The 22,824-nt window shown below is 70.4% G+C and carries 20 protein-coding genes, 5 tRNA genes and 1 pseudogene; 12 read left to right on the top strand and 14 right to left on the bottom strand.

Annotated elements, in window-relative coordinates; translation table 11 throughout:
* Positions 1-84: 84 nt before the first annotated feature.
* Positions 85-678, bottom strand: a complete 594-nt coding sequence (gene leuD / locus KMS84_RS00895; protein ID WP_256914037.1) for a 3-isopropylmalate dehydratase small subunit — start codon at positions 676-678, stop codon at positions 85-87.
* A 6-nt stretch (positions 679-684) separates the two neighbouring features.
* Positions 685-2,115: a 3-isopropylmalate dehydratase large subunit gene (gene leuC, locus KMS84_RS00890; protein WP_256914036.1), complete on the bottom strand. Its 1,431-nt coding sequence runs from the start codon at positions 2,113-2,115 to the stop codon at positions 685-687.
* 197 nt (positions 2,116-2,312) lie between these two features.
* Here leuC and ndgR point away from each other — a divergent pair, with 197 nt between their 5' ends.
* Positions 2,313-3,029 carry an IclR family transcriptional regulator NdgR gene (gene ndgR, locus KMS84_RS00885; RefSeq protein ID WP_007384919.1) on the top strand — a complete coding sequence of 239 codons (717 nt, stop codon included), beginning with the start codon at positions 2,313-2,315 and terminating at the stop codon, positions 3,027-3,029.
* Here ndgR and KMS84_RS00880 read toward each other — a convergent pair.
* A complete protein-coding gene (locus KMS84_RS00880; protein ID WP_256914035.1) occupies positions 2,980-3,483 on the bottom strand; it encodes a monooxygenase family protein in 504 nt (167 codons plus the stop codon). The two genes, ndgR and KMS84_RS00880, sit on opposite strands and share 50 nt — an antisense overlap.
* A gap of 8 nt (positions 3,484-3,491) precedes the next feature.
* Between KMS84_RS00880 and KMS84_RS00875 the strand changes: the two are divergent.
* A pseudogene (locus KMS84_RS00875) lies at positions 3,492-4,009 on the top strand (MerR family transcriptional regulator); the annotation flags it as partial.
* 93 nt (positions 4,010-4,102) lie between these two features.
* Here KMS84_RS00875 and KMS84_RS00870 read toward each other — a convergent pair.
* The 6 genes from KMS84_RS00870 to KMS84_RS00845 form a co-directional block, all read right to left on the bottom strand.
* A tRNA-Glu gene (locus KMS84_RS00870) sits at positions 4,103-4,175 on the bottom strand.
* 28 nt (positions 4,176-4,203) lie between these two features.
* Positions 4,204-4,275: transfer RNA gene (locus tag KMS84_RS00865), tRNA-Gln, on the bottom strand.
* 20 nt (positions 4,276-4,295) lie between these two features.
* Positions 4,296-4,368: transfer RNA gene (locus tag KMS84_RS00860), tRNA-Glu, on the bottom strand.
* A 62-nt stretch (positions 4,369-4,430) separates the two neighbouring features.
* Positions 4,431-4,503 (bottom strand) — tRNA-Glu (locus KMS84_RS00855).
* A gap of 42 nt (positions 4,504-4,545) precedes the next feature.
* Positions 4,546-4,617: transfer RNA gene (locus KMS84_RS00850), tRNA-Gln, on the bottom strand.
* 91 nt (positions 4,618-4,708) lie between these two features.
* Positions 4,709-5,443: an HAD family hydrolase gene (locus KMS84_RS00845; protein WP_256914034.1), complete on the bottom strand. Its 735-nt coding sequence runs from the start codon at positions 5,441-5,443 to the stop codon at positions 4,709-4,711.
* 35 nt (positions 5,444-5,478) lie between these two features.
* Between KMS84_RS00845 and KMS84_RS00840 the strand changes: the two genes are divergently transcribed.
* On the top strand, positions 5,479-5,655 hold the full coding sequence (locus KMS84_RS00840; protein WP_256914033.1) for a hypothetical protein: 177 nt from the start codon (positions 5,479-5,481) through the stop codon (positions 5,653-5,655).
* Between the two features lie 86 nt (positions 5,656-5,741).
* On the opposite strand, the gene gltX is transcribed toward KMS84_RS00840, so the two are convergent.
* The 3 genes from gltX to KMS84_RS00825 all read right to left on the bottom strand — a co-directional run bounded on the left by gltX (position 5,742) and on the right by KMS84_RS00825 (position 8,415).
* Positions 5,742-7,226, bottom strand: a complete 1,485-nt coding sequence (gene gltX, locus KMS84_RS00835) for a glutamate--tRNA ligase (RefSeq protein ID WP_256914032.1) — start codon at positions 7,224-7,226, stop codon at positions 5,742-5,744.
* On the bottom strand, positions 7,219-8,004 hold the full coding sequence (locus tag KMS84_RS00830) for a fumarylacetoacetate hydrolase family protein (RefSeq protein ID WP_256914031.1): 786 nt from the start codon (positions 8,002-8,004) through the stop codon (positions 7,219-7,221). Before KMS84_RS00830 ends, gltX begins: the two co-directional genes overlap by 8 nt.
* A gap of 222 nt (positions 8,005-8,226) precedes the next feature.
* Positions 8,227-8,415, bottom strand: coding sequence for a hypothetical protein (locus KMS84_RS00825; RefSeq protein WP_256914111.1), 189 nt, complete (start codon positions 8,413-8,415; stop codon positions 8,227-8,229).
* Positions 8,416-9,020: 605 nt separating this feature from the next.
* Between KMS84_RS00825 and KMS84_RS00820 the strand changes: the two genes are divergently transcribed.
* From KMS84_RS00820 to KMS84_RS00785, 8 genes are all read left to right on the top strand, one after another.
* A complete protein-coding gene (locus tag KMS84_RS00820) occupies positions 9,021-12,794 on the top strand; it encodes a nitrate- and nitrite sensing domain-containing protein (RefSeq protein ID WP_256914030.1) in 3,774 nt (1,257 codons plus the stop codon).
* Positions 12,795-12,803: 9 nt separating this feature from the next.
* On the top strand, positions 12,804-13,217 hold the full coding sequence (locus KMS84_RS00815; RefSeq protein ID WP_003993189.1) for a roadblock/LC7 domain-containing protein: 414 nt from the start codon (positions 12,804-12,806) through the stop codon (positions 13,215-13,217).
* A 112-nt stretch (positions 13,218-13,329) separates the two neighbouring features.
* A complete protein-coding gene (locus KMS84_RS00810; RefSeq protein ID WP_009190816.1) occupies positions 13,330-13,728 on the top strand; it encodes a DUF742 domain-containing protein in 399 nt (132 codons plus the stop codon).
* A complete protein-coding gene (locus KMS84_RS00805; RefSeq protein ID WP_030793795.1) occupies positions 13,709-14,284 on the top strand; it encodes a GTP-binding protein in 576 nt (191 codons plus the stop codon). Before KMS84_RS00810 ends, KMS84_RS00805 begins: the two co-directional genes overlap by 20 nt.
* Before the next feature lie 376 nt (positions 14,285-14,660).
* Positions 14,661-18,077, top strand: a complete 3,417-nt coding sequence (locus KMS84_RS00800; protein ID WP_256914029.1) for a sensor histidine kinase — start codon at positions 14,661-14,663, stop codon at positions 18,075-18,077.
* 10 nt (positions 18,078-18,087) lie between these two features.
* On the top strand, positions 18,088-18,501 hold the full coding sequence (locus tag KMS84_RS00795) for a roadblock/LC7 domain-containing protein (RefSeq protein ID WP_037781109.1): 414 nt from the start codon (positions 18,088-18,090) through the stop codon (positions 18,499-18,501).
* Positions 18,502-18,597: 96 nt separating this feature from the next.
* Positions 18,598-19,185, top strand: coding sequence for a DUF742 domain-containing protein (locus KMS84_RS00790; RefSeq protein WP_256914028.1), 588 nt, complete (start codon positions 18,598-18,600; stop codon positions 19,183-19,185).
* Complete coding sequence (locus KMS84_RS00785; RefSeq protein ID WP_026248371.1) at positions 19,166-19,747, top strand: GTP-binding protein; 582 nt, start codon at positions 19,166-19,168, stop codon at positions 19,745-19,747. The genes KMS84_RS00790 and KMS84_RS00785 overlap by 20 nt, the downstream gene beginning before the upstream one ends.
* Before the next feature lie 139 nt (positions 19,748-19,886).
* On the opposite strand, the gene KMS84_RS00780 is transcribed toward KMS84_RS00785, so the two are convergent.
* Positions 19,887-20,078 (bottom strand): acyl-CoA carboxylase subunit epsilon, encoded by a 192-nt coding sequence (locus KMS84_RS00780; protein WP_256914027.1) that lies wholly within the window; start codon positions 20,076-20,078, stop codon positions 19,887-19,889.
* 67 nt (positions 20,079-20,145) lie between these two features.
* Complete coding sequence (locus tag KMS84_RS00775) at positions 20,146-21,750, bottom strand: acyl-CoA carboxylase subunit beta (RefSeq protein WP_256914026.1); 1,605 nt, start codon at positions 21,748-21,750, stop codon at positions 20,146-20,148.
* Positions 21,751-22,137: 387 nt separating this feature from the next.
* Here KMS84_RS00775 and KMS84_RS00770 point away from each other — a divergent pair, with 387 nt between their 5' ends.
* Entirely contained in the window at positions 22,138-22,755 is a 618-nt protein-coding gene (locus KMS84_RS00770) for a YceI family protein (RefSeq protein WP_256914025.1), read from the top strand.
* The last annotated feature ends 69 nt before the right edge of the window (positions 22,756-22,824 follow it).

Genomic DNA, 22,824 nt, shown 5'->3' with positions numbered 1-22,824 from the left:
ACCCCCGATCGGTGGGATCGGGGGTACGGCGGGGGTGTCGCGGTGGCCGAAACTCGACCTGCCCGGGCCTGTCGGGCTCCGGGATCAGACCGGGAGCGTCCTCGGCTTGTGGGACGGGCGCTTGGCCTCGTAGGCGGCGATGTCGTCCTCGTTGCGCAGGGTGATGGAGATGTCGTCCAGGCCGTTCAGCAGCCGCCAGCGGGAGTTCTCGTCCAGCTCGAAGGAGGCGGTGAGGCCCTCGGCGCGCACCTCGCGGGCCTCGAGGTCGACGGTGATCTCGGCCTGCGGGTCCCGCTCGCTCAGCTCCTGGAGCGCCTCGACGGTCTTCTGGTCCAGCACGACCGTGAGCAGGCCGTTCTTGAGCGAGTTGCCCCGGAAGATGTCGGCGAAGCGAGAGGAGATCACGGCCTTGAAGCCGTAGTTCTGGAGCGCCCAGACGGCGTGCTCGCGGGAGGAGCCGGTGCCGAAGTCGGGGCCGGCGACCAGCACGGTCGCACCCTGCCGCTCGGGGCGGTTGAGGACGAAGTCCGCGTCCTTGCGCCAGGCCTCGAACAGCCCGTCCTCGAAACCGTCCCGCGTGACCTTCTTGAGCCAGTGAGCAGGGATGATCTGGTCGGTGTCGACGTTGGAGCGGCGCAGCGGGACGGCCCGGCCGGTGTGTTTGGTGAATGCTTCCATGGCTGATCAGACTCCAGCGGGCGTACGGGTCTCGGCGTCGGACAGGTCGGCCGGGGAGGCCAGGTGGCCCAGGACGGCCGTGGCGGCCGCGACCTGCGGCGACACCAGGTGGGTGCGGCCCCCCTTGCCCTGCCGGCCCTCGAAGTTGCGGTTGGAGGTGGACGCGGAGCGCTCACCGGGCGCGAGCTGGTCGGGGTTCATGCCGAGGCACATCGAGCAGCCCGCGTGCCGCCATTCGGCGCCGGCCTCCTTGAAGACGACGTCCAGGCCCTCGGAGACGGCCTGGAGACCGACGCGCGCCGAGCCGGGGACGACCAGCATCCGTACGCCGTCGGCGACTTTGCGGCCCTCGACGATCGCGGCGGCGGCCCGCAGGTCCTCGATGCGGCCGTTGGTGCAGGAACCTACGAAGACGGTGTCCACGTTGATGGAGCGCAGCGGCTGTCCGGCCTCCAACCCCATGTACTCCAGGGCCTTTTCGGCGGCGAGGCGCTCCGAAGCGTCTTCGTACGAAGCGGGGTCGGGGACGTCCGCCGAAAGCGGCGCGCCCTGGCCCGGGTTGGTGCCCCAGGTGACGAACGGCGACAGCGCGGCGGCGTCGATGACGACCTCGGCGTCGAACTCCGCGTCGTCGTCCGTCCGCAGCGTCTTCCAGTACGCGACGGCGGCGTCCCAGTCCTCGCCCTCGGGCGCGTGGGCGCGGCCCCGGAGGTAGGCGAACGTGGTCTCGTCGGGGGCGATCATGCCCGCGCGGGCGCCGGCCTCGATCGACATGTTGCAGATGGTCATCCGGGCCTCCATCGAGAGCTTCTCGATGGCGGGGCCGCGGTACTCCAGGATGTAGCCCTGGCCGCCGCCGGTGCCGATCTTCGCGATGATCGCCAGGATCAGGTCCTTGGCGGTGACGCCGTCGGGCAGCTCGCCGTCGACCGTGATCGCCATGGTCCTTGGGCGGGCCAGCGGGAGCGTCTGGGTGGCCAGCACGTGCTCGACCTGCGAGGTGCCGATGCCGAAGGCCAGCGCGCCGAAGGCGCCGTGCGTGGAGGTGTGGGAGTCGCCGCAGACGACGGTCGTGCCGGGCTGGGTCAGGCCCAACTGCGGGCCCACGACGTGCACGACGCCCTGCTCGACGTCGCCGAGCGGGTGCAGCCGCACGCCGAACTCGGCGCAGTTCTTGCGCAGCGTCTCCAGCTGGGCGCGCGAGACCGGGTCGGCGATCGGCTTGTCGATGTCGAGGGTCGGGGTGTTGTGGTCCTCGGTCGCGATGGTGAGGTCGAGACGGCGCACGGGGCGGCCGTTCTGACGGAGGCCGTCGAAGGCCTGGGGGCTGGTCACCTCGTGCAGCAGGTGCAGATCGATGAAGAGGAGGTCGGGCTCGCCCTCGGCGCGCCGGACGACGTGGTCGTCCCAGACCTTCTCCGCGAGTGTCCTACCCATCGCTTTCCCTCCGGCCGGCACAGGAGCACCGGCCCAACTAGAGATCTTGTGGAGGCGACGCCCTCGATCGTGTTCTCGGCGTTCCCGGGCACCCGCCGCCAGGCCCGTTGGTCTGCGGGCCGTCATGTCTCCAAGGGTTGCGCGTCTCACGGAAAAATGAACTTGCGTTTCACAGAGTGAGACGGGAGTATCGTTTCATGGACAACAGTAGCGGCGTCGGCGTCCTGGACAAGGCAGCCCTTGTCCTGAGCGCCCTGGAGTCCGGTCCGGCCACCCTCGCAGGCTTGGTCGCTGCCACCGGACTCGCACGACCCACGGCCCACCGCCTGGCCGTGGCTTTGGAACACCACCGTATGGTGGCGCGGGACATGCAGGGGCGCTTCATCCTGGGCCCCCGGCTGGCCGAGCTGGCCGCGGCCGCGGGCGAGGACCGCCTGCTGGCCACCGCCGGCCCGGTGCTCACGCACCTGCGCGACATCACGGGCGAGAGCGCACAGCTCTACCGCCGCCAGGGCGACATGCGCATCTGCGTGGCCGCGGCGGAACGCCTGTCCGGTCTTCGGGACACGGTCCCGGTGGGCTCCACGCTCACCATGAAGGCCGGCTCCTCGGCGCAGATCCTGATGGCCTGGGAGGAGCCCGAGCGGCTGCACCGCGGCCTCCAGGGCGCCCGGTTCACGGCGACGGCCCTGTCGGGCGTCCGGCGTCGCGGCTGGGCCCAGTCCATCGGCGAGCGCGAGCCGGGCGTGGCCTCCGTGTCCGCCCCCGTGCGCGGCCCCTCGAACCGCGTGGTGGCCGCCGTCTCCGTCTCGGGCCCCATCGAGCGCCTGACCCGTCACCCGGGCCGGATGCACGCCCAGGCCGTCATCGACGCCGCGGCCCGCCTGTCGGAGGCCCTGCGCAGGACGGGCTGACCCCGCCGAGGGGAAAGGGCAGCCTCAACGCCGCGGCGGCCCTCTCCTCCCACGGCGCCGGCCGGTGTGCGAACCGGTCCCGGGCATACCGCCCCCGCTCCCCCAACGGGACCCGACCGTGCGCGGCCGCGAGGCCGAAGGCCGGCATGTCCCCGTAGACCGCCTCGCAGGAGCCTTCCGGCACGCTGTACGCCTCGTGCCAGATCCCGACGTGCCCGCGGACCTTCCCGCGCCGCTCCAGGCGGTCGACCCTCGCCCACGCCCGGTGGCGGAAGGCGTCGGACGCGCTCGCGTAGGCGTAGAGCTTCTCCTTGGACTCCCAGTACCGGACGACGCAGTACGTCCGGGGCGAGGCCGTCAGCAGCACCCGGGAGAGCAGCCCGCGCTCCGGGTCCTTCCTCAGCTCCGCCGGCATGCGGAACATGGCCGGCATGACCGGCGCCCACTGGTGCACGGCCCGGGCATCTGCGCCGGCTGCGGCTGGTGCGCGCGATGATCCAGGTGGGCCGGCTGCCGGTGGCCACCGTCCGCGAGGTGCTCGGCCATGTCGACGGCGACTCCCTGGGGCGCACGATGCGGCTGGGCGCGGCCCTGCGGGCGCTGCCCCGGGCCCCGAGCCGGACGCGGAGGACGACTGCGTGCGCGCGGCGCACCGGGAGGCGGACGGCCTGCTCGTCCGCCTGGGCTGGACGAACGCCCGGCTGCTGAAGTCCCTCTCCCCCGCCTACCGTTCGCTGGTGGTGGCGGTGGCCGCGCTGCGGCGGCTCGGCTACGCGTGGGACGCCGAACTGCTCGTGTCCTACGCCCGGTTGATGCACCGGACGGCCTCGCTCGACCTCGACTTCGTGGAGACGCGGGAGTCGGAGGCGCAGCGGGTGGAGACGGCGCTGCTCGGCGCGATCCGCGTCGAGCCGATGTTGCAGGCGCTGCACCGGCCGGCCCAGGAGGAGGAGTCGGCCCGGCGGTACGGCTTCGGGTGAACGCGCGCACGGAAGGGAACGGGGGAGACCGGAAGGGCACGGGCAGGACACGACGAAGGCCCTCCACCGAAGTGGAGGGCCTTGCGTGGTGCGTACCCCCGACCGGATTCGAACCGGCGCTACCGCCTTGAGAGGGCGGCGTGCTAGGCCGCTACACAACGGGGGCGAGGATCTTGCGTTTCCGCAGATCCGAGCTGGTCTACCAGGACTCGAACCTAGACTAACTGAACCAGAATCAGTCGTGCTGCCAATTACACCATAGACCAATGTGGTTTAGACCAGTTTGTACCCCCGACCGGATTCGAACCGGCGCTACCGCCTTGAGAGGGCGGCGTGCTAGGCCGCTACACAACGGGGGCCCTAGCGATCCTGCATCGAGGTGAGCGGGAGCTACCCGAACTCCCCCCGCGGGAAGGATCTGTACCCCCGACCGGATTCGAACCGGCGCTACCGCCTTGAGAGGGCGGCGTGCTAGGCCGCTACACAACGGGGGCGTTGCGGAGATGATCTCCGCGTGCGCAGATGAGCTCTGCGAGCTGGCCTACCTGGACTCGAACCAAGACTAACTGAACCAGAATCAGTCGTGCTGCCAATTACACCATAGGCCACTGGAACGCAAGCCCCGAAGGGGATCTTGTTCTAGTTTTGCTCCTCCGGTTCCGGCCTTTCGGCCCGCTCTCCGGCGGCGCAGGAAGAACATTACCCGAAGGTGGACTGCGCTCCAAAACGGGTATCGGAGCCGAGCAGCGCGGGAAGTTCGGCGAGGCTGACGATGCGGTGCCGCCCGGACGGGAGCTCGACGGTCGCCCCGCCTCCGTAGCGGTCGATCCACACCGACAGAAGCCCGGCGTCCGCGGCGCCCCGTCCGTCGATCTCCGGATGGTCGCCCACGTAGGCCACCTCGTGCGGGGGCAGGGAGAGCGCCTCGCAGGCCGCGAGGAAGGCGCCGGCCTCCGGCTTGGAGACGCCGAGCTCGGCGGCGCACAGGATGACCTCGAAGCGGTCGTGGACGCCGAGGACGCGCAGCTTGTGGTCCTGCACGTGGATGCTGGAGTTCGACAGCACGGCATGGCGGTGGCTGGCGGCGAGGGCGTCGAGCACGGGCAGGACGTCGGGGAACAGCGACCAGGCGGCCTCGTAGTGCGTGATGTAGCGCCGGAACCAGGCGTCGGCCTCCTCGTCGGTCAGCTCCGGCCGCTCCAGGAACGCCCGCACCCGGTCGCGGCGCTGGTCCTCGAAGGTCATCCCGCCCGCGGAGAACCGCGCCCACTGCTGTTCGGTCACCTCCCGCCAGCGCGCGAGCGCCTCGTCCGCGGTGCCGAAGCGGTCGAGCAGCCGCTCGGTGGTGAGGTACGACCGCATGCCCTCGCGGTCGGCGGTCGTGTAGTCGAAGAGGGTGTCGTCAACGTCCCAGACCACGGCACGAATGCTCATGCCCCGACCGTATCGCGGGCCGGCACGCCGAGGACATGAGCGAGTGCCGGGTCCTGTTCACCGTCGAGGCCCGGGCGGCCTACGACGGTCTGCCGAGTGAGCGCCGGGCGCACCTGGACAAGGCCGTGCGGATACTGGCGCGCGATCCGTTCCGCAAGGCCGCGACCTGGTCGTCGTCGTGCCGGAGATCTTCGACGAGTTCGCCTGCCTGACCGACGAGAGCGACGCCGTGTGGGGGCGAACGCGTGAGGGGCGGCCCCCGGAAGTCCGGGAGCCGCCCCTCATGTGCGGTGCGCCGTCACGCCGCGAGCTTCGCCAGGGCCGCGTCGATCCGGGCCAGCGTCGTGTCCCTGCCCAGGATCTCCAGGGACTCGAAGAGGGGCAGGCCGACCGTGCGGCCGGTGACGGCGACCCGGACGGGGGCCTGGGCCTTGCCGAGCTTCAGGCCGTGAGCCTCGCCGGCGGCCAGGACGGCCTCCTTGAGGGACTCGGGCGAACTCCAGTCGGCCGACGCCAGCTTCTCCCGCGCCGTGGTCAGCAGGGCGTCGCTGCCCTCCTTCATCGCCTTCGTCCAGGAGGCCTCGTCGAAGACCGGCTCCGGCAGGAACAGGAAGTCGACGTTGTCGGTGATCTCGGAGAGGACCTTCAGCCGGGTCTGCGCGTGCGGGGCGATCGCCTGCCACTTCGCCTCGTCGAAGTCCTCCGGGGCCCAGGGGGCGACCGGGGCCTTCAGCCAGGGGGCGCAGCGCTCGGTGAAGTCCTTCACGTCGAGCAGGCGGATGTGGTCGGCGTTGATCGCCTCGGCCTTCTTGAGGTCGAAGCGCGCCGGGTTGGGGTTGACGTCGGCGACGTCGAAGGCCGCGACCATCTCGTCCATCGTGAAGATGTCCTGGTCGGCCGAGAGCGACCAGCCGAGGAGCGAGAGGTAGTTGAGCAGGCCCTCGGGGAGGAACCCGCGCTCGCGGTAGAGGTTGAGCGAGGACTGCGGGTCGCGCTTCGACAGCTTCTTGTTGCCCTCGCCCATCACGTACGGCAGGTGGCCGAAGAGCGGGGTGCCCTTGGCGATGCCCAGCTCGGTCAGCGCCTTGTAGAGGGCGACCTGGCGGGGCGTGGAGGACAGCAGGTCCTCGCCGCGCAGGACGTGCGTGATCTCCATCAGCGCGTCGTCCACCGGGTTGACCAGGGTGTACAGCGGGGCGCCGTTCGCGCGGACGATGCCGTAGTCGGGGACGTTCTCCGGGGTGAACGTCAGCTCGCCGCGGACCAGGTCCGTGAACGTGATCGTCTCGTCGGGCATGCGGAAGCGGACGATGGGGGCGCGGCCCTGGGCCGTGTACTCCTCGACCTGCTCGGCGCTCAGGTCGCGGCAGTGGCCGTCGTAGCCGGACGGCCTGCCGGCGGCGCGGGCGGCCTCGCGGCGGGTGTCCAGCTCCTCCTGCGAGCAGTAGCAGCGGTACGCGTGCCCCGCTTCCAGCAGCTTGTGGGCGACGTCCTTGTAGAGGTCCATGCGCTGCGACTGGCGGTACGGCGCGTGCGGGCCGCCGACCTCGGGGCCCTCGTCCCAGTCGAAGCCCAGCCAGCGCATCGAGTCGAGCAGCTGGGTGTAGGACTCCTCGGAGTCGCGGGCCGCGTCGGTGTCCTCGATGCGGAAGACCAGCGTGCCCTGGTGGTGCTTGGCGAACGCCCAGTTGAACAGGGCGGTGCGCACCAGGCCCACGTGCGGGTTACCGGTGGGCGAGGGACAGAAACGGACGCGTACGGGAGTGCCGGGTGCGCTAGCCACGCTTGACAACCTTGTTGGTGAGAGTGCCGATGCCTTCGATGGTGACGGCGACCTCGTCGCCGACAGCCAGGGGGCCTACCCCTGCCGGGGTGCCCGTGAGGATCACGTCGCCGGGGAGCAGCGTCATGGCCTCGGTGATGTTGACGATCAGATCCTCGATGGAGTGGATCATCTCGCTGGTGCGGCCGAGCTGCCGCTGGGCGCCGTTGACCGTGAGCTGGACGGTGAGGTCGCCCGCGGTCTCGAGGTCCAGGCCGGTCTCCACCCAGGGGCCCAGGGGGCAGGAGGTGTCGAAGCCCTTGGCCCGGGCCCACTGCTTCTCGCGCTTCTGGACGTCGCGGGCGGTGACGTCGTTGGCGCACGTGTATCCGAAGATCACGTCCTTGACGCGCTCGCGGGGGACCTCGCGGCACAGCCGGCCGATGACCACGGCGAGCTCGGCCTCGTGGTGGACCTCCGCGGAGAAGGACGGGTACTGGATGGCGTCGCCGGGGCCGATCACCGAGGTGGACGGCTTGAAGAAGGCGAACGGGGCGTCCGGGACCTCGTTGCCCAGCTCGCGCGCGTGTTCGGCGTAGTTGCGGCCGAAGGCGACGACCTTGTTGGGCAGCACGGGCGGGAGCAGCCGGACCTTGTTCAGCGGCACCTTGGTGCCGGAGAGCTCGAAGTCCGTGAACGGGATGCCCTTGATGATGTCGAGGACGAGCTCGTCCGGCTTGTCGCCCTCGACCGCGCCGAAGGCGACGTTCCCGTCGATGGAGAACCTGGCGATGCGCACGGGTTGGTTGGCCCCTTGACTGAGCTGGCTGGAGTGTGACGGTCCAGGCTAACGCGGAAGGGCGTCCCCGGCCGGGGACGCCCTTGACATCGGTGGACGGCCGCCTTGAGCATTCGGCGGCCGACGCCCGTATCCCTCCACGAAGATCGGCGGACGTCGGCGCGCGACGCACGACGAGCGGCGACGGACAGCGACGGGGATCGAGTGGAGCGACGGGTGGGGCTACTGCGCCACGGAGGCCGCGACCGGAACCTCCATGAGGATGGTGCGCCGGGGGTTGGCGGTCTGGGCCGGGAGGTCGACGGAGTGCTCCGGCTGCACGGGGAGCTGCAGTTCGTCGGCGCCCGCGAGGTGGGCCAGCGTCGTGCGCCGCGGGTTGGCGATCTTGTGGAACATCGTCGTCGTCTTCACTGGTGTACTGGACCCTGTCTTCTCCGGGCGCCGAAGGGGCCTTCGAGGGCCTCCGCCTCGGCGCGGCTTGTCGGATTTGCCATCCCTGTAAAACGTCAGGCTAAACACGCGAATCCCGGTGAACGCGTGAAGGTCACATGATCGCCGTGTGAGTTTGCTCACGAATCCAGGGGTAAAACGGTCAATTCGGCTTCCCAAGCGACTGCAACGAAACGGACATTGACCCCCTGAAGCCCCCATTCCGCTCCTGATCATGGCGACTGGGACACCGGCTGCACCCTGCGGCTTCGCCCTCTTATGTCCGCCTTATGTGGGATCGGTTTCTACATCCCGTGACGTCACCCTCACTTCGTGTCACGGATGTCACAGCCTGGCCAACGGGCCTTGTTGGAGATCCTGCACTGTGCTGGAATTCCTCGGACCGCCGCGGGATCGAGCCGGCGCACGAAGGGCGCGTCAGAGCGCCCGGTGGCGGCGAAGGTCAGGGGGAGCCGGCGCCGGTACTCACGACCATTCGGGGGGCGTAATTCAGGACGCCCCTCCACACGCCGACACCGTCCTTCCGTTCATCCGGAAGGGCGCCTGGTCCAGAGGTTGCGACGCTAGTGCAGGGACGTTTCAAGAGGGATGGCAGCGCTTCGGCCGAGCCGGAGCCGCACGGCGGGACTGGCCCGATGGCAGTCGGCTCCTCGCCCCAGCACGCCCAGAACCCGGGCCCGGCCGCGTCCGGCGACGGCGGTGAGCGCCCCGGGCGCCCCGGCGCGTCCGCGTCGCCGAGTTCTCCTCCCCCGACCCCGACGGCGAAGCCGCCGACCGGTCCCCCCGGTCCCGGCTCGCGCGTGGCGCTGCGCAACTGGCGCATCTCCACCCGTCTGGTGGCGCTGCTCACCCTGCCGGTGGTCGCGGCCACCACGCTGGGCGCGGTGCGCATCAACCAGTCCATGGACGACATCCAGCAGCTCGACAACATGAAACTGCTGACGGACATGACCAAGCAGGCGACCACGCTGGCCGACCGGCTCCAGGACGAGCGCGACAACTCGGCCGGCCCGCTGTCGCACGGCAGCAAGGGGACCGACTTCGGCGTCACGGGCTACCGGCAGAAGACCGACAAGGCCCTGGTCGCCTTCCAGGACGCCTCCGAGGGGATCGACACCGCCAGTGCGGACGGCGACCTCGAGGGCGTCCGCGACAGCCTCGTCGGCCTGCTGGCCGACCTCGGCAACCTCGCCAAGATCCGCACCACCGCCTACGCGGAGCCGGGCAACTCCACCCAGACGGTCGAGGCCTACCACCGTCTGATCACGAGCCTGCTCGACCTGTCCCAGGACATGGCGCAGGCCACGAGCAACCCGGAGATGATCCAGCGCACGCGTGCCCTGGCCGCCTTCTCCGCGGCCCAGGAGTACGCCTCGGTCCAGCGCGCCGTGCTCGCGGCGGCGCTGCCCGTGGGCAACGCCACCACCGGCAAGCTTACCGAGAACGACCGCCAGTACGGCCAGGCCGCGCTCGACAACCAGCAGTCCGAGCTCTCGAGTTTCCGCAGCATCTACGGCAACGAGGGCGCCGACGAACTGCTCCAGCCCATCGACAAGGGCAACCCGGTCATCGAGGAGGCCAACACCTACGCCGACCGGGCGCTCGGCTCCGCCACGGGTCTTCAGTCGCTGGACAAGCGCTCCTACCGTGACTGGATCGACGACAGCACGACCAAGATCAAGCAGATGAACAACATCGAGCACACGCTGCTCGAGGACATGGAGCAGAAGGCGCGTGAGCTGCGCTCCGCGTCCGAGCGCGAGGCGATCATCTCCGGTGCGCTCATCCTGCTCGTGCTCGGCGTCTCGCTGGTCGGCGCGTTCGTCGTCGCCCGGTCCATGATCCGCTCGCTGCGCCGCCTCCAGGAGACCGCCACCAAGGTCGCCCAGGACCGGCTGCCCGAGCTGGTCAAGCAGCTGTCCGAGTCCGACCCGCAGGACGTCGACACGTCCGTGGAGTCGGTCGGTGTGCACTCCCGGGACGAGATCGGCCAGGTGGCCGCGGCCTTCGACGACGTGCACCGCGAGGCGGTCCGCCTCGCCGCCGAGCAGGCCCTGCTGCGGGGCAACGTCAACGCGATGTTCACCAACCTCTCGCGTCGCTCCCAGGGCCTCATCCAGCGTCAGCTCTCGCTCATCTCCGAACTGGAGTCCCGCGAGGCCGACCCGGACCAGCTGTCCTCGCTCTTCAAGCTCGACCACCTCGCGACCCGCATGCGCCGTAACGGCGAGAACCTCCTCGTCCTCGCGGGCGAGGAGCCCGGCCGGCGCTGGACCCGACCGGTCCCGCTGGTCGACGTCCTGCGCGCCGCCGCCTCCGAGGTGGAGCAGTACGAGCGCATCGAGCTCTCCTCGGTGCCGACCACCGAAGTGGCCGGCCGGGTCGTCAACGACCTCGTGCACCTCCTCGCCGAGCTGCTGGAGAACGCCACCTCGTTCTCCTCCCCGCAGACGAAGGTCAAGGTCACCGGTCACGCCCTGCCCGACGGCCGGGTGCTGATCGAGATCCACGACACCGGCATCGGCCTGTCCCCCGAGGACCTCGCCGCGATCAACGAGCGGCTCGCGTCGCCGCCGACCGTGGACGTGTCGGTCTCCCGGCGCATGGGTCTGTTCGTGGTCGGCCGGCTGTCGCAGCGTCACGGCATCCGCATCCAGCTGCGCCCCTCCGACTCCGGCGGCACGACCGCGCTGGTCATGCTGCCCGTGGACGTCGCCCAGGGCGGCAAGAAGCCCCAGCCCAAGCCCGGCCAGGGCGGTACCGCGGGCGGCCCCGCCGCCGCGCAGGCCGCCGCGGGCGTCGCCGCCGCGCGGCGCCAGAACGGCTCGCAGGGCGGCGCGCTCGGCGCGGGCGCCCCGAACGGCGGCGGCGCTCTCGGCGCCGGTTCCGGCGGGGGCGGCCGGCTCGCCGGCGGCCAGGGCGCGCGGGCCGCGCTGCCCGGCCGTGACGGCGGTGGCCGTCCCGGCGGACAGCCGCCGCGCGGACCGCAGCAGCCCGGGCACTCCCCCCAGCAGGGCCGGCCGGCTCCGGCCGGCTTCGGCGGCCAGGCGCCGGGCGCGCCGCAGGGTCTGCAGGCCGCCGGCACGGGGACGCAGGGCACGGACATGTTCGGCGGTGGACGTCCGCCGCAGCAGCGGGGCGCCAAGAACGAGCAGGGCGGCCGCGGCCGTCAGCCGCAGCTGCCGCCGCGCGGTGGTCCGCGCGCCGAGCTGCCCGGCGGCAACGCGCAGCCGCGCGTCACCAGCTGGGGCGACGAGAACGCCCAGCCGCCGGTGCCGCGCACCCCGTTGGACGCCCCGCGCGGCCACGAGGAGCCGGACGTCGCGCAGACCTCGCGCATGCCGCGCATCGACGACCGCCAGGGTCCCGGCGCCACCGCCGAGATACCCGCCATCCCGCGGGCGGACGAGCGCCAGGGCCCGGCGGGCCCCGCCGACTTCGGCCGTCCGGTGGCGAACGGCGTGCACGGCACGGGCCAGTTCCCGGCCGTGTCCGCCCCGCAGGGCGGCTACGACGGACGGCAGGACACGGGCCAGTTCCCGCGCCCCGGCCTGAACGGCACGGGCGGTGCGAACGGTCGGCAGGACGGCGGCCAGTTCGAGCGGCCCGGCACGACCGGTCGTGCGGACGGCAACGGCTTCACCCGCTCCGACGTCTTCGGCGCCCCGAACGGGCAGAACGCTCCGGCGAACCCGAACCAGTTCGCCCCGCAGGCCTACGACAACGGCTCCACCGGCCAGTTCGCCGCTCCCGGCTACGAGGGCTCCGCCACCGGGCAGCACGCGCTGCCCGACCGCCAGGACCCCTCGGCCGCGGGCCGGTACGCCGCTCCGCAGTCCGGCGGCTACGGTGCTCCGGCCCAGCCGGAGGCACTGCCGCCGGCCGGCCCGGGCGATGGCCGCACCCCCCTGTACGACACGCTGGAGACCAACTGGTTCCACGGTCAGCAGGCGGGCGGCACGGCTCCCGAGGCGCAGCAGCCTCAGCAGCCGCAACAGCAGCAGCCGGTTCCGGCCGCACCCCAGCGTCCCGCTGCCGCCAGTGCTTCCTGGCGCACCTCGCCGAACGACGAACTCGTCCGGCAGGCCGAGCGCGTCAGGCAGCCGGCCGCGGGCGGCGTCACCACCTCCGGTCTGCCGCGCCGGGTACCGCGGGCGAACCTCGTCCCGGGCACGGCTCAGCAGCAACAGCACCAAAGCGGTCCGCAGGTCTCGCGTGCGCCTGACGACGTACGCGGCCGGCTGACCAATCTCCGTCGGGGCATCGCACAGGGTCGACAGGCCGGCAACGGCCCCCAGACCGGCAGCTTCCCCAGCCCCACTCACCAGCAGGAGCGTTAGTTGAGCCAGATGAGCCAGGCAGCACAGAACCTGAACTGGTTGATCACCAACTTCGTGGACAACACCCCAGGGGTGTCCCACACCGTCGTGGTCTCCGCCGACGGGCTCCTGCTCGCGATGTCCGAGGGCTTCCCGCGCGACCGTGCCGACCAGCTGGCGGCCGTCGCGTCGGGACTCACCTCGCTGACCGCCGGCGCGTCCCGGATCTTCGAGGGCGGCAGCGTGGCGCAGACCGTCGTCGAGATGGAACGAGGGTTCCTCTTCCTCATGTCCGTCTCGGACGGCTCGTCGCTCGCCGTGCTCGCGCACCCCGAGTGCGACATCGGCCTCGTCGGTTACGAGATGGCGCTCCTCGTCGATCGTGCGGGCGCGGTCCTCACGCCCGATCTGCGCGCCGAGCTCCAGGGCAGTCTGCTCCACTGACCCGCCCGCGTACCACCCGCCTCACGAAATCACCGTCCGGCCGACACAATCCCCCCACCGGCCCAGACGGACGGCACGACAATCCGAGAATGCTGTCCCGCCCGGAGGATCCATGACCCCGCCCACCGCCCATCATGACCCGTACGCGGAGCCGTACGGGGATGAGGGCGACCAGCCGCTGGTGCGTCCGTACGCGATGACCGGTGGCCGGACCCGGCCGCGCTATCAGCTCGCCATCGAGGCGCTGATCAGCACCACGGCCGACCCGGCAGCGCTCATGGGGCTGCTTCCCGAGCACCAGCGCATCTGCCACCTGTGCCGTGAGGTGAAGTCGGTCGCCGAGGTGTCGGCGCTGCTGGCCATGCCGCTGGGCGTGGCTCGGATCCTCGTCGCGGACCTCGCCGAGGCCGGCCTGGTGGCCATCCACCAGCCGGGCGGCGACGAGAACAACGGCGGCGCACCTGACGTGACGCTGCTCGAAAGGGTGCTCAGTGGACTTCGCAAGCTCTGACGGAGGGCGGGCCACCACCTCCGCGAAGATCGTGGTGGCGGGCGGCTTCGGCGTGGGCAAGACCACGTTCGTGGGCGCCGTCTCCGAGATCAACCCGCTGCGCACGGAGGCCGTCATGACGTCCGCGAGCGCGGGCATCGACGACCTCACCCACACCGGGGACAAGACCACCACCACGGTGGCCATGGACTTCGGCCGCATCACGCTCGACCAGGACCTGATCCTCTACCTGTTCGGCACGCCCGGCCAGGACCGTTTCTGGTTCATGTGGGACGACCTGGTGCGCGGCGCGATCGGCGCCGTGGTGCTGGTGGACACGCGGCGGCTGGCCGACTGCTTCCCGGCGGTCGACTACTTCGAGAACAGCGGCCTGCCGTTCGTCGTGGCCCTCAACGGCTTCGACGGTCAGCAGCCCTACCAGCCCGAAGAGGTGCGCGAGGCGCTCCAGATCGGCCCGGACACCCCGATCATCACGACGGACGCCCGGCACCGCTCGGACGCCAAGAGCGCACTGATCACGCTGGTCGAGCACGCGCTCATGGCACGACTGCGGTAACTTTCCACAACATCGGCCTCTACGGCGGTTGTCGTAGACGCTTCGGAGCCGGCTGTGGCCTTTGACACGGCCGGCTCCGGTGTTCATAACGTTTCGGCAGAGGAATCGACGGGAACCGCCACGCGTCGCGGTCGCTCGGTCTCACTGTGCGCACGAAGGCCCCGTCTTTTGGCGGGGCTCGTTCTTTTTGACCGTTTTATCTGGGGTTTACATCACGCCGAACCCATTCTTTCCCATGTTTGGAAGAGGACTGGTCGTCGTGCTGGAATGCCTGAACTGCCCAATAGTCAATGACGTACTCATGGTCGATGGCTGACCGGGCTCTGAGACACTGCGGCACGACGAAGGTGCCGACCGCCGAGAGGTTGTTGGTCGAGTGAGGCGAAGCAAGAAAAGTCCCGAGCCGGCGGCGCGGGGCAACTTCACCCCGCCGCCGCGCGGAGCGGCGACCGCCCCTGCGCCCGGCTCGGAGCCGACGGCCGCGCCCGCGAAGAGCGGCGGCCGTCTCTCCCCGCGCAACTGGCGGGTACCGACCCGGCTGAACGCGATCCTGCTCATACCCGTGGTGGTCGGCCTGGTCATGGGCGGCTTCCAGGTGAAGAGCTCGATCGACACCTGGCAGGAGGCCGAGGACGCGGAGAACACCGCGCGCCTGGTGCGGGCCGCGCTGAGCTACGGCGACGCCCTCTACAAGGAACGCGACGTCTCCGCCGCGCCCCTGCTGGCCGGCAAGAAGGACGACGCCACGGTCACGTCGTCCCGCAAGGCCACCGACGACGCCGCCGACGCCTTCGACGCCGCCGCACAGGACATGCCGTCCAAGCCCGGCCTGGAGCGCAGGCTCAAGCTGTTCCGCGTCACCGAGACCAAGCTGCCCGCGCTGCGCGCGGCCGCCTACAGCTCCAAGCTCACCGGCGTGCAGACCGAAGAGGGATACACCCAGGTCGCGCACCCGCTGATGGAGTTCTCCAACGAGCTCGGCCTGGGCACCGGAAACATCACCTCCTACGGCCGTACCGTCTACGCCATCTCGCTGACCAAGGCCGCGCTCTCCCTGGAGCGTTCGATCGGCATGCACCTGCTGATCAAGCCGGGCCCGCAGGACACCGACTTCGCCAAGCAGAAGGTCTCCCTCTCCTCGTACGCCTACCTCGAGGGCATCGCCGTCGAGGAGTACATCGGCGGCGGCACCGAGGCGGACGCCAAGCGGCTCGAGGACGCCACCGCGAAGATCAAGAGCGACGGCGCCGCGCTGGCCGCCGAGCAGAAGCAGAAGGACCCGGACTACGTTCCGCCGCCGTCCGACCCGACCACGATGGTCGGCGCGATCTCGACGATGGAGACCAAGTCGGGCGCCGAGCGCGCCGGTCTCGCCGAGAAGGGCATCAGCAAGGAGAACTGGTGGGCGGTCACGACGCTGAAGTACGACGCCTACCGGCAGATCGAGTCGGACATGGCCGACAAGGCCGTGACCGAGGCCTCGGACATCGCCGCTGACGCCAAGACGTCCGCGATCATCACCGGCGCGGCCGTCGTCGTCGCCCTGCTCCTCGCGTTCATCCTCGCCGGCGCCGTGGCCCGTCAGATGAGCCGCGCGATGCGCCAGCTGCGCAACGCGGCCTTCGGCATCGCCGAACAGCGCCTGCCGATGCTGGTCGACCAGCTCTCGCGCACCGACCCCGGGCGCGTGGACACCCGCGTCCAGGCCATCCCGATCACCACCACGGACGAGATCGGCGAAGTCGCCCGCGCCTTCGACCAGGTCCACCGCGAGGCCGTCCGGCTCGCCGCCGAGCAGGCGCTGCTGCGTGGCAACATCAACGCGATCTTCACCAACCTCTCGCGCCGCAACCAGTCCCTGATCGAGGGCCAGCTGACCCTCATCACCGACCTGGAGAACAACGAGGCGGACCCGGACCAGCTGGAGAACCTCTTCCGCCTGGACCACCTCGCCACCCGTATGCGCCGCAACGGCGAGAACCTGCTGGTCCTCGCCGGCGAGGAGCCGGGCCGCCGCTGGGACCAGCCGGTTCCGCTGGTCGACGTGCTGCGCGCCGCCTCCTCCGAGGTGGAGCAGTACGAGCGCATCGAGCTGTCGGGCGTCCCGGAGGCCGAGATCCACGGCCGCGCCGTGACCGACCTCGTGCACCTGCTCGCCGAGCTGCTGGAGAACGCCACCACGTTCTCCTCCCCGCAGACCAAGGTCCGCGTGACCGCCACCCGTCTCCCCGACGGCCGGGTCATGATCGAGATCCACGACAAGGGCATCGGCCTGACCGCCGAGGACTTCGCGGACATCAACCACAAGCTGGCCAACCCGCCGACCGTGGACGCCGCGATCTCCCAGCGCATGGGCCTGTTCGTGGTCGGCCGGCTGTCCGACCGGCACGGCATCCGCGTCCAGCTGCGTCCCTCGGGCGAGCAGGCCGGCACGACCTCGCTGGTCATGCTGCCGGACGCCATCACCCACGGCGGCGGCGGCGAACAGCAGCAGTCGCGCGACGACTTCACGGTCTCGCAGATCATCCCCGAACAGCAGCAGCAGCAGAACTTCGGCGGCGAGGACTTCAACACCGGCCTGCCGATGCGCACCGCCGCGGAGCTCGGCTTCGACGACAGCCGCTACGAGGTCCCCGACGACATCCGCGAGCTGGACCCGGTGGGCCGCTCCCTGCTGCGCGAGGAACGGCGTGCGGCGCTGGAGACGCCTGCCGAACAGCAGGCCCAGCAGGAGCAGCAGGCCCAGCAGCAGCAGGCCGGTCAGCCCGGGCAGCAGCAGCCGGGGCAGAACGGACAGCGCGGGCAGCAGCAGCCGACCGAGGCCGCCTCGTACGGCGAGGGCTTCGACGCCCCCCAGCGGTCGGAGTACGACGCCGGGCACAACGGCTACGACCCCGCGTCGAACGGCGCCCGGGGCGGCTACGACGCCCATGCCACCGGCTATGCCGACCTGCCCGGGTCGTTCGACCAGCAGACGGCGTACGAGGAGCAGCAGCGCCCGGCGTACGACGACCAGTACTTCGGTCAGAACGGCGGCCTGCCGCAGAACGACACGTTCTCCACCAACGGCGCCCTGCCGCAGAACGACGCCTTCGCGTCGAACGGCGGTTACCCGGACCCCGCGTATGCGGAGCCCGCCCAGCCGGTCCGTGAAGAGCGTCCGACGCCGTCCGCCGGCGCCTCCGAGGGCTTCCAGCCCTACGAGGAGCAGCAGTCCTACCAGGACGACTGGCCGCAGCAGAACGGTGGGACGAACGGTTACCAGAACGGCTACCCGGACCAGTACGCTCCGGAAGCGGAATCCGTGCAGGCCGCTGACGCGGGTGAACAGAACCGCGTAGGCTTCGACCGTCCGGGACCGGCCTCCTCGGCCCCCCACGCGCTGACCGAAGCCGGTCTGCCTCGCCGCGGATCCACCGCAAGCGGCGCGAACGGCACACGGCCCGCCAAGCAGCAGGAAGCGCCGGCCACCTCCTCCGAGAACGGCGGCGGCAGCGACGTCTGGCGGTCGGCCAACGACGAGCGCTGGCACCAGGCCTCCGCTCTGAAGAGGCCGAAGGCGGGCGGAGTCACCTCTTCCGGTCTGCCGCGGCGGGTTCCCAAGGCCAACCTGGTCGAGGGCGCCGCCGAGAACACCCCCCAGGGCGGCCCACAGGTCTCCCGCGCCCCGGAGGACGTCCGAGGCAGGTTGAGCAACCTGCGTCGGGGCGTCCAGCGCGGACGCAACGCAGGCAGCAGTGAAACGAACGGTCAGGGCTTCGGTTCTGACAGCACCTACAACCAGGAGCGTTAGTGTGAGCCCGATGAGCCAGGCGGCACAGAACCTGAACTGGTTGATCACCAACTTCGTGGACAACACCCCGGGGGTGTCCCACACGGTGGTGGTCTCCGCCGACGGACTCCTTCTGGCGATGTCCGAAGGCTTTCCCCGTGACCGTGCCGACCAGCTCGCGGCCGTCGCCTCCGGCCTGACGTCCCTGACGGCAGGCGCTTCCCGGATCTTCGAGGGAGGCAGCGTGAACCAGACGGTTGTGGAGATGGAGCGGGGATTCCTCTTCATCATGTCCGTATCCGACGGTTCCTCGCTCGCGGTGCTCGCACACCCGGAGGCGGACATCGGCCTCATTGGGTACGAGATGGCCCTTCTGGTGGACCGGGCCGGCTCGGTCCTGACGCCCGACCTTCGTGCGGAGCTCCAAGGGAGCCTTCTCAACTAACAGCGGGACGGTGCGTTTTGGCGTCCCGAGGCCGTAGGGTTTCGGGACGCGGCTTCCACGTGATGGGCGCCAGGCACAGTCGGAGGAGGAGAGAGAGTGGCAACACCCCCAGGCGGTTCCAATTCGGGTAACTGGTCGTACGGCCCTGCCCAGGGCCAGGGCGACGGTTCCCAGAACCCGAACCGTTACAACTTCCCCTCCGCGCCCAGCCAGCAGCGGCCGTACTCGCCCCAGGCCCCCCAGGGTCCCGGGCCGTCCCCGTACGACCAGCCGCAGGCGCCGCGCATCCAGCCCGTGCAGCCGCATCGCCGCACCCCCGAGGCGGCTCCCGCCGGGGCGGCGAACAACCCGCTGGTGCGTCCGTACGCCATGACCGGTGGCCGGACCCGCCCGCGATACCAGCTCGCCATCGAGGCGCTGGTGCACACCACCGCGCAGCCGCACCAGATGCAGGGCCAGTTGCCCGAGCATCAGCGGATCTGCAACCTCTGCCGAGAGATCAAGTCGGTCGCCGAGATCTCGGCGCTGCTGACCATCCCCCTCGGCGTGGCCAGGATCCTCGTCGCCGACTTGGCGGAGGCGGGACTGGTCGCCATCCATCAGCCCGGCGGCGACGAGAGCGCCGGCGGCCAGCCAGACGTGACACTGCTCGAAAGGGTGCTCAGTGGACTTCGCAAGCTCTAGCGGGGGTCCCTCCCGCTCCACCACTTCCGCGAAGATCGTGGTGGCGGGCGGCTTCGGCGTGGGCAAGACCACGTTCGTCGGGGCTGTTTCGGAGATCAATCCGCTGCGCACCGAGGCCGTCATGACGTCCGCGTCGGCGGGCATCGACGACCTCACCCACACCGGGGACAAGACGACCACCACGGTCGCGATGGACTTCGGCCGCATCACCCTGGATCAGGACCTGATCCTCTACCTCTTCGGCACGCCCGGCCAGGACCGTTTCTGGTTCATGTGGGACGACCTGGTGCGCGGCGCCATCGGCGCGATCGTGCTCGTCGACACCCGCCGTCTCGCCGACTGCTTCCCCGCGGTCGACTACTTCGAGAACAGCGGCCTCCCCTTCGTCATCGCGTTGAACGGTTTCGACGGCAACCAGCCGTACAACCCGGACGAGGTGCGCGAGGCGCTCCAGATCGGCCCGGACACCCCGATCATCACGACGGACGCGCGCCACCGTGCGGACGCGAAGTCGGCTCTGATCACGCTCGTGGAGCACGCGCTCATGGCGCGCCTGCGGTAGAAGGTCACGCGGCCCCGGCTGCCCCGGACGGCATCGGCCGTCCGGGGCAGTCCGCATTCGGGGCGTGGCGGCCGGCAGCGCACGCAGAGCATGCAGAAGGGCCCCTCTCCGGGAGAGGGGCCCTTCTTGACACCTGGGGTCAGCGCCAGCTGTGCGGGGCGCGGAAGCCGCCCTCGCGTTCCAGGCGGCGCCAGCCGGCCCGGGGACGGGAGCGGTGCGCGGTGGTCTCGGAGGGACGGGCGGCCGCCCGGGCCAGGAGGATCGCCGTGATGGCGGCGACTTCCTCGGGCTCGGCATGGCCCTTCTCGACGCGGATGTCGGGAGCGTTCATGGGTGTCAGTCTCCGTGGATGAGGTTTCCGCAGGGGATCCGCCGGGTTACCCGTGGGGTCCGTCGGGTTACTGCGGGGGGTTGCCGTGCTTGCGCGAGGGCAGGTCCGCGTGCTTGGACTGGAGCATGGCCAGGGACCTGATGAGGACCTCGCGGGTCTCGGCGGGGTCGATGACGTCGTCGACCAGGCCGCGCTCGGCCGCGTAGTACGGGTGCATCAGCTCGGACTTGTACTCCTTGACCATGCGGGCCCGCATGGCCTCGGGGTCTTCTGCCTCGGCGATCTGACGGCGGAAGATGACGTTCGCGGCGCCCTCGGCGCCCATGACGGCGATCTCGTTCGTCGGCCAGGCGTAGGTGAGGTCGGCCCCGATGGACTGGCTGTCCATGACGATGTAGGCACCTCCGTAGGCCTTGCGCAGGATCAGCGAGATCCGGGGCACGGTCGCGTTGCAGTAGGCGTACAGCAGCTTCGCGCCGTGGCGGATGATTCCACCGTGCTCCTGGTCGACGCCGGGCAGGAAGCCGGGCACGTCCAGAAGAGTGATGATCGGGATGTTGAAGGCGTCGCACATTTGCACGAAACGGGCGGCCTTCTCGCTGGCCTCGATGTCCAGGACGCCGGCGAGGGTCTGGGGCTGGTTGGCCACGATGCCGACGACCTGGCCGCCGACGCGGGCGAGGGCGCAGATGATGTTGCGGGCCCAGCGCTCGTGGACCTCGAGGTACTCGCCGTCGTCGACGATCTCCTCGATGACCCGGGTCATGTCGTAGGGCCGGTTGCCGTCCGCGGGGACCAGGTCCAGCAGGACGTCGCCACGCCGCTCGGCCGGGTCGGAGGACTCGACGCGCGGCGGGTTCTCCCGGTTGTTCTGCGGGAGGAGGGACAGCAGGTAGCGGACCTCGGCGATGCAGGTCTCCTCGTCGTCGTAGGCGAAGTGGCACACGCCGGAGGTCTCGGCGTGCACGTCCGCGCCGCCCAGGCCGTTCTGGGTGATCTCCTCGCCGGTGACGGCCTTGACGACGTCGGGCCCGGTGATGAACATCTGCGAGGTCTCGCGGACCATGAACACGAAGTCGGTCAGGGCGGGGCTGTAGGCCGCGCCGCCCGCACACGGGCCCAGCATCACCGAGATCTGCGGGATCACCCCGGACGCCCGGGTGTTGCGCTGGAAGATGCCGCCGTAACCGGCGAGCGCCGAGACGCCCTCCTGAATACGCGCCCCCGCACCGTCGTTGAGCGAGACCAGCGGCGCCCCCGCCGCGATGGCCATGTCCATGATCTTGTGGATCTTCGTCGCGTGGGCCTCGCCCAGCGCACCGCCGAAGATGCGGAAGTCATGGGCGTAGACGAAGACCGTACGGCCCTCCACCGTCCCCCACCCCGTGACGACCCCGTCCGTGTACGGCTTCTTGGCCTCCAGCCCGAACCCGCTCGCCCGGTGCCGCCGCAACTGCTCGACCTCCTGGAAGGAGCCCGGGTCCACCAGCAGCTCGATCCGCTCCCGAGCGGTCAGCTTGCCCTTGGCATGCTGCGCCAGGGTCGCCTTCTCGCTCGGACCGGCCAGCGCCTGCGCCCGGATACCGTGCAGCTCCGCCACGCGCCCACGCGCGTCCGTGGGCTCCGAGGACTCCGAGGTGGGCTCGCCGGTCGTCTCTTCCAAAACGGTCATGTAGCGACCTTACGAAGCCCGCCAAGGAAAGAGTGACGTCGACTCCGTACAGTCCTCGGAGCGTTTTCCTGGTACCACCGAACAGAACCGGGTCGGCACGCAGCCGTTCCGACTGCTCAGAGGGCCCGGGGGTTGTAGGTGTCGCACAAACTGGGCAGGGGAGACCCGGCTCATATTTCGCCCCGCGCCTGCCCTCCACGGGGTGAACCGGCAGCGCCGGACGGCGGCCGCCCCGCGCCCGGCGGTCGCGACGGGGGGTGCGGGAGTCGCCCGGAAAATCCCTTCCCCGATTAAGTTGAAAGTTGAACGGAATGGGACTACTGTCGTACCCATCAGCTCGTTGAAGGTTAAACATCTTCGACCTCCTCCGTCCCCAAGGAGCACGTCATGGGCATCTTCGGCCGCAAGAACACCGACGAGACCGCCACCGCGACCGCGACCACCGCCGCCACGGTGAACCCCGAGCTCGCCGCCCTGACCGGCGCGTACACGATCGACCCGGCGCACTCGACGATCGGCTTCACCGCTCGCCACGCCATGGTCACCAACGTCAAGGGCAAGTTCACCGACTTCACCGGCGCGTTGCAGCTGGACGGCGCCGACCCGTCCCGGTCGACCGCCACCATCGACGTCACGATGGACAGCATCGACACCGGGTCGGCCGACCGCGACGGCCACCTCAAGAGCGCGGACTTCTTCCGGACCGACGAGTTCCCGGCGATGACGTTCCGCTCCACGTCCGCCGAGGCCCTGGGCGGCGACGACTACCGCGTCTCCGGCGAGCTGAGCATCCTCGGCGTGACCAAGCCGCTCACCATCGACCTGGAGTTCAACGGCTCCGCCAAGGACCCGTTCGGCAACGAGCGCGTGGGCTTCGAGGGCAAGGCCGAGATCCTGCGCTCCGACTGGGGTCTGACCTGGAACGCGGCGCTGGAGACGGGCGGCGTCCTGGTCTCCGACAAGATCAAGCTGAACTTCGACATCTCGGCGATCAAGAACGCGTAAGCGTGGGGCCGAATACGGCTAATACCGGCAGAAAGGGGCCGGAAGCGAAGAGCTTCCGGCCTCTTGGTG

The organism is Streptomyces hilarionis (assembly GCF_024539675.1).
GTDB lineage: Bacteria > Actinomycetota > Actinomycetes > Streptomycetales > Streptomycetaceae > Streptomyces > Streptomyces hilarionis.
This window is presented reverse-complemented; position numbering and strand designations above follow the sequence as displayed.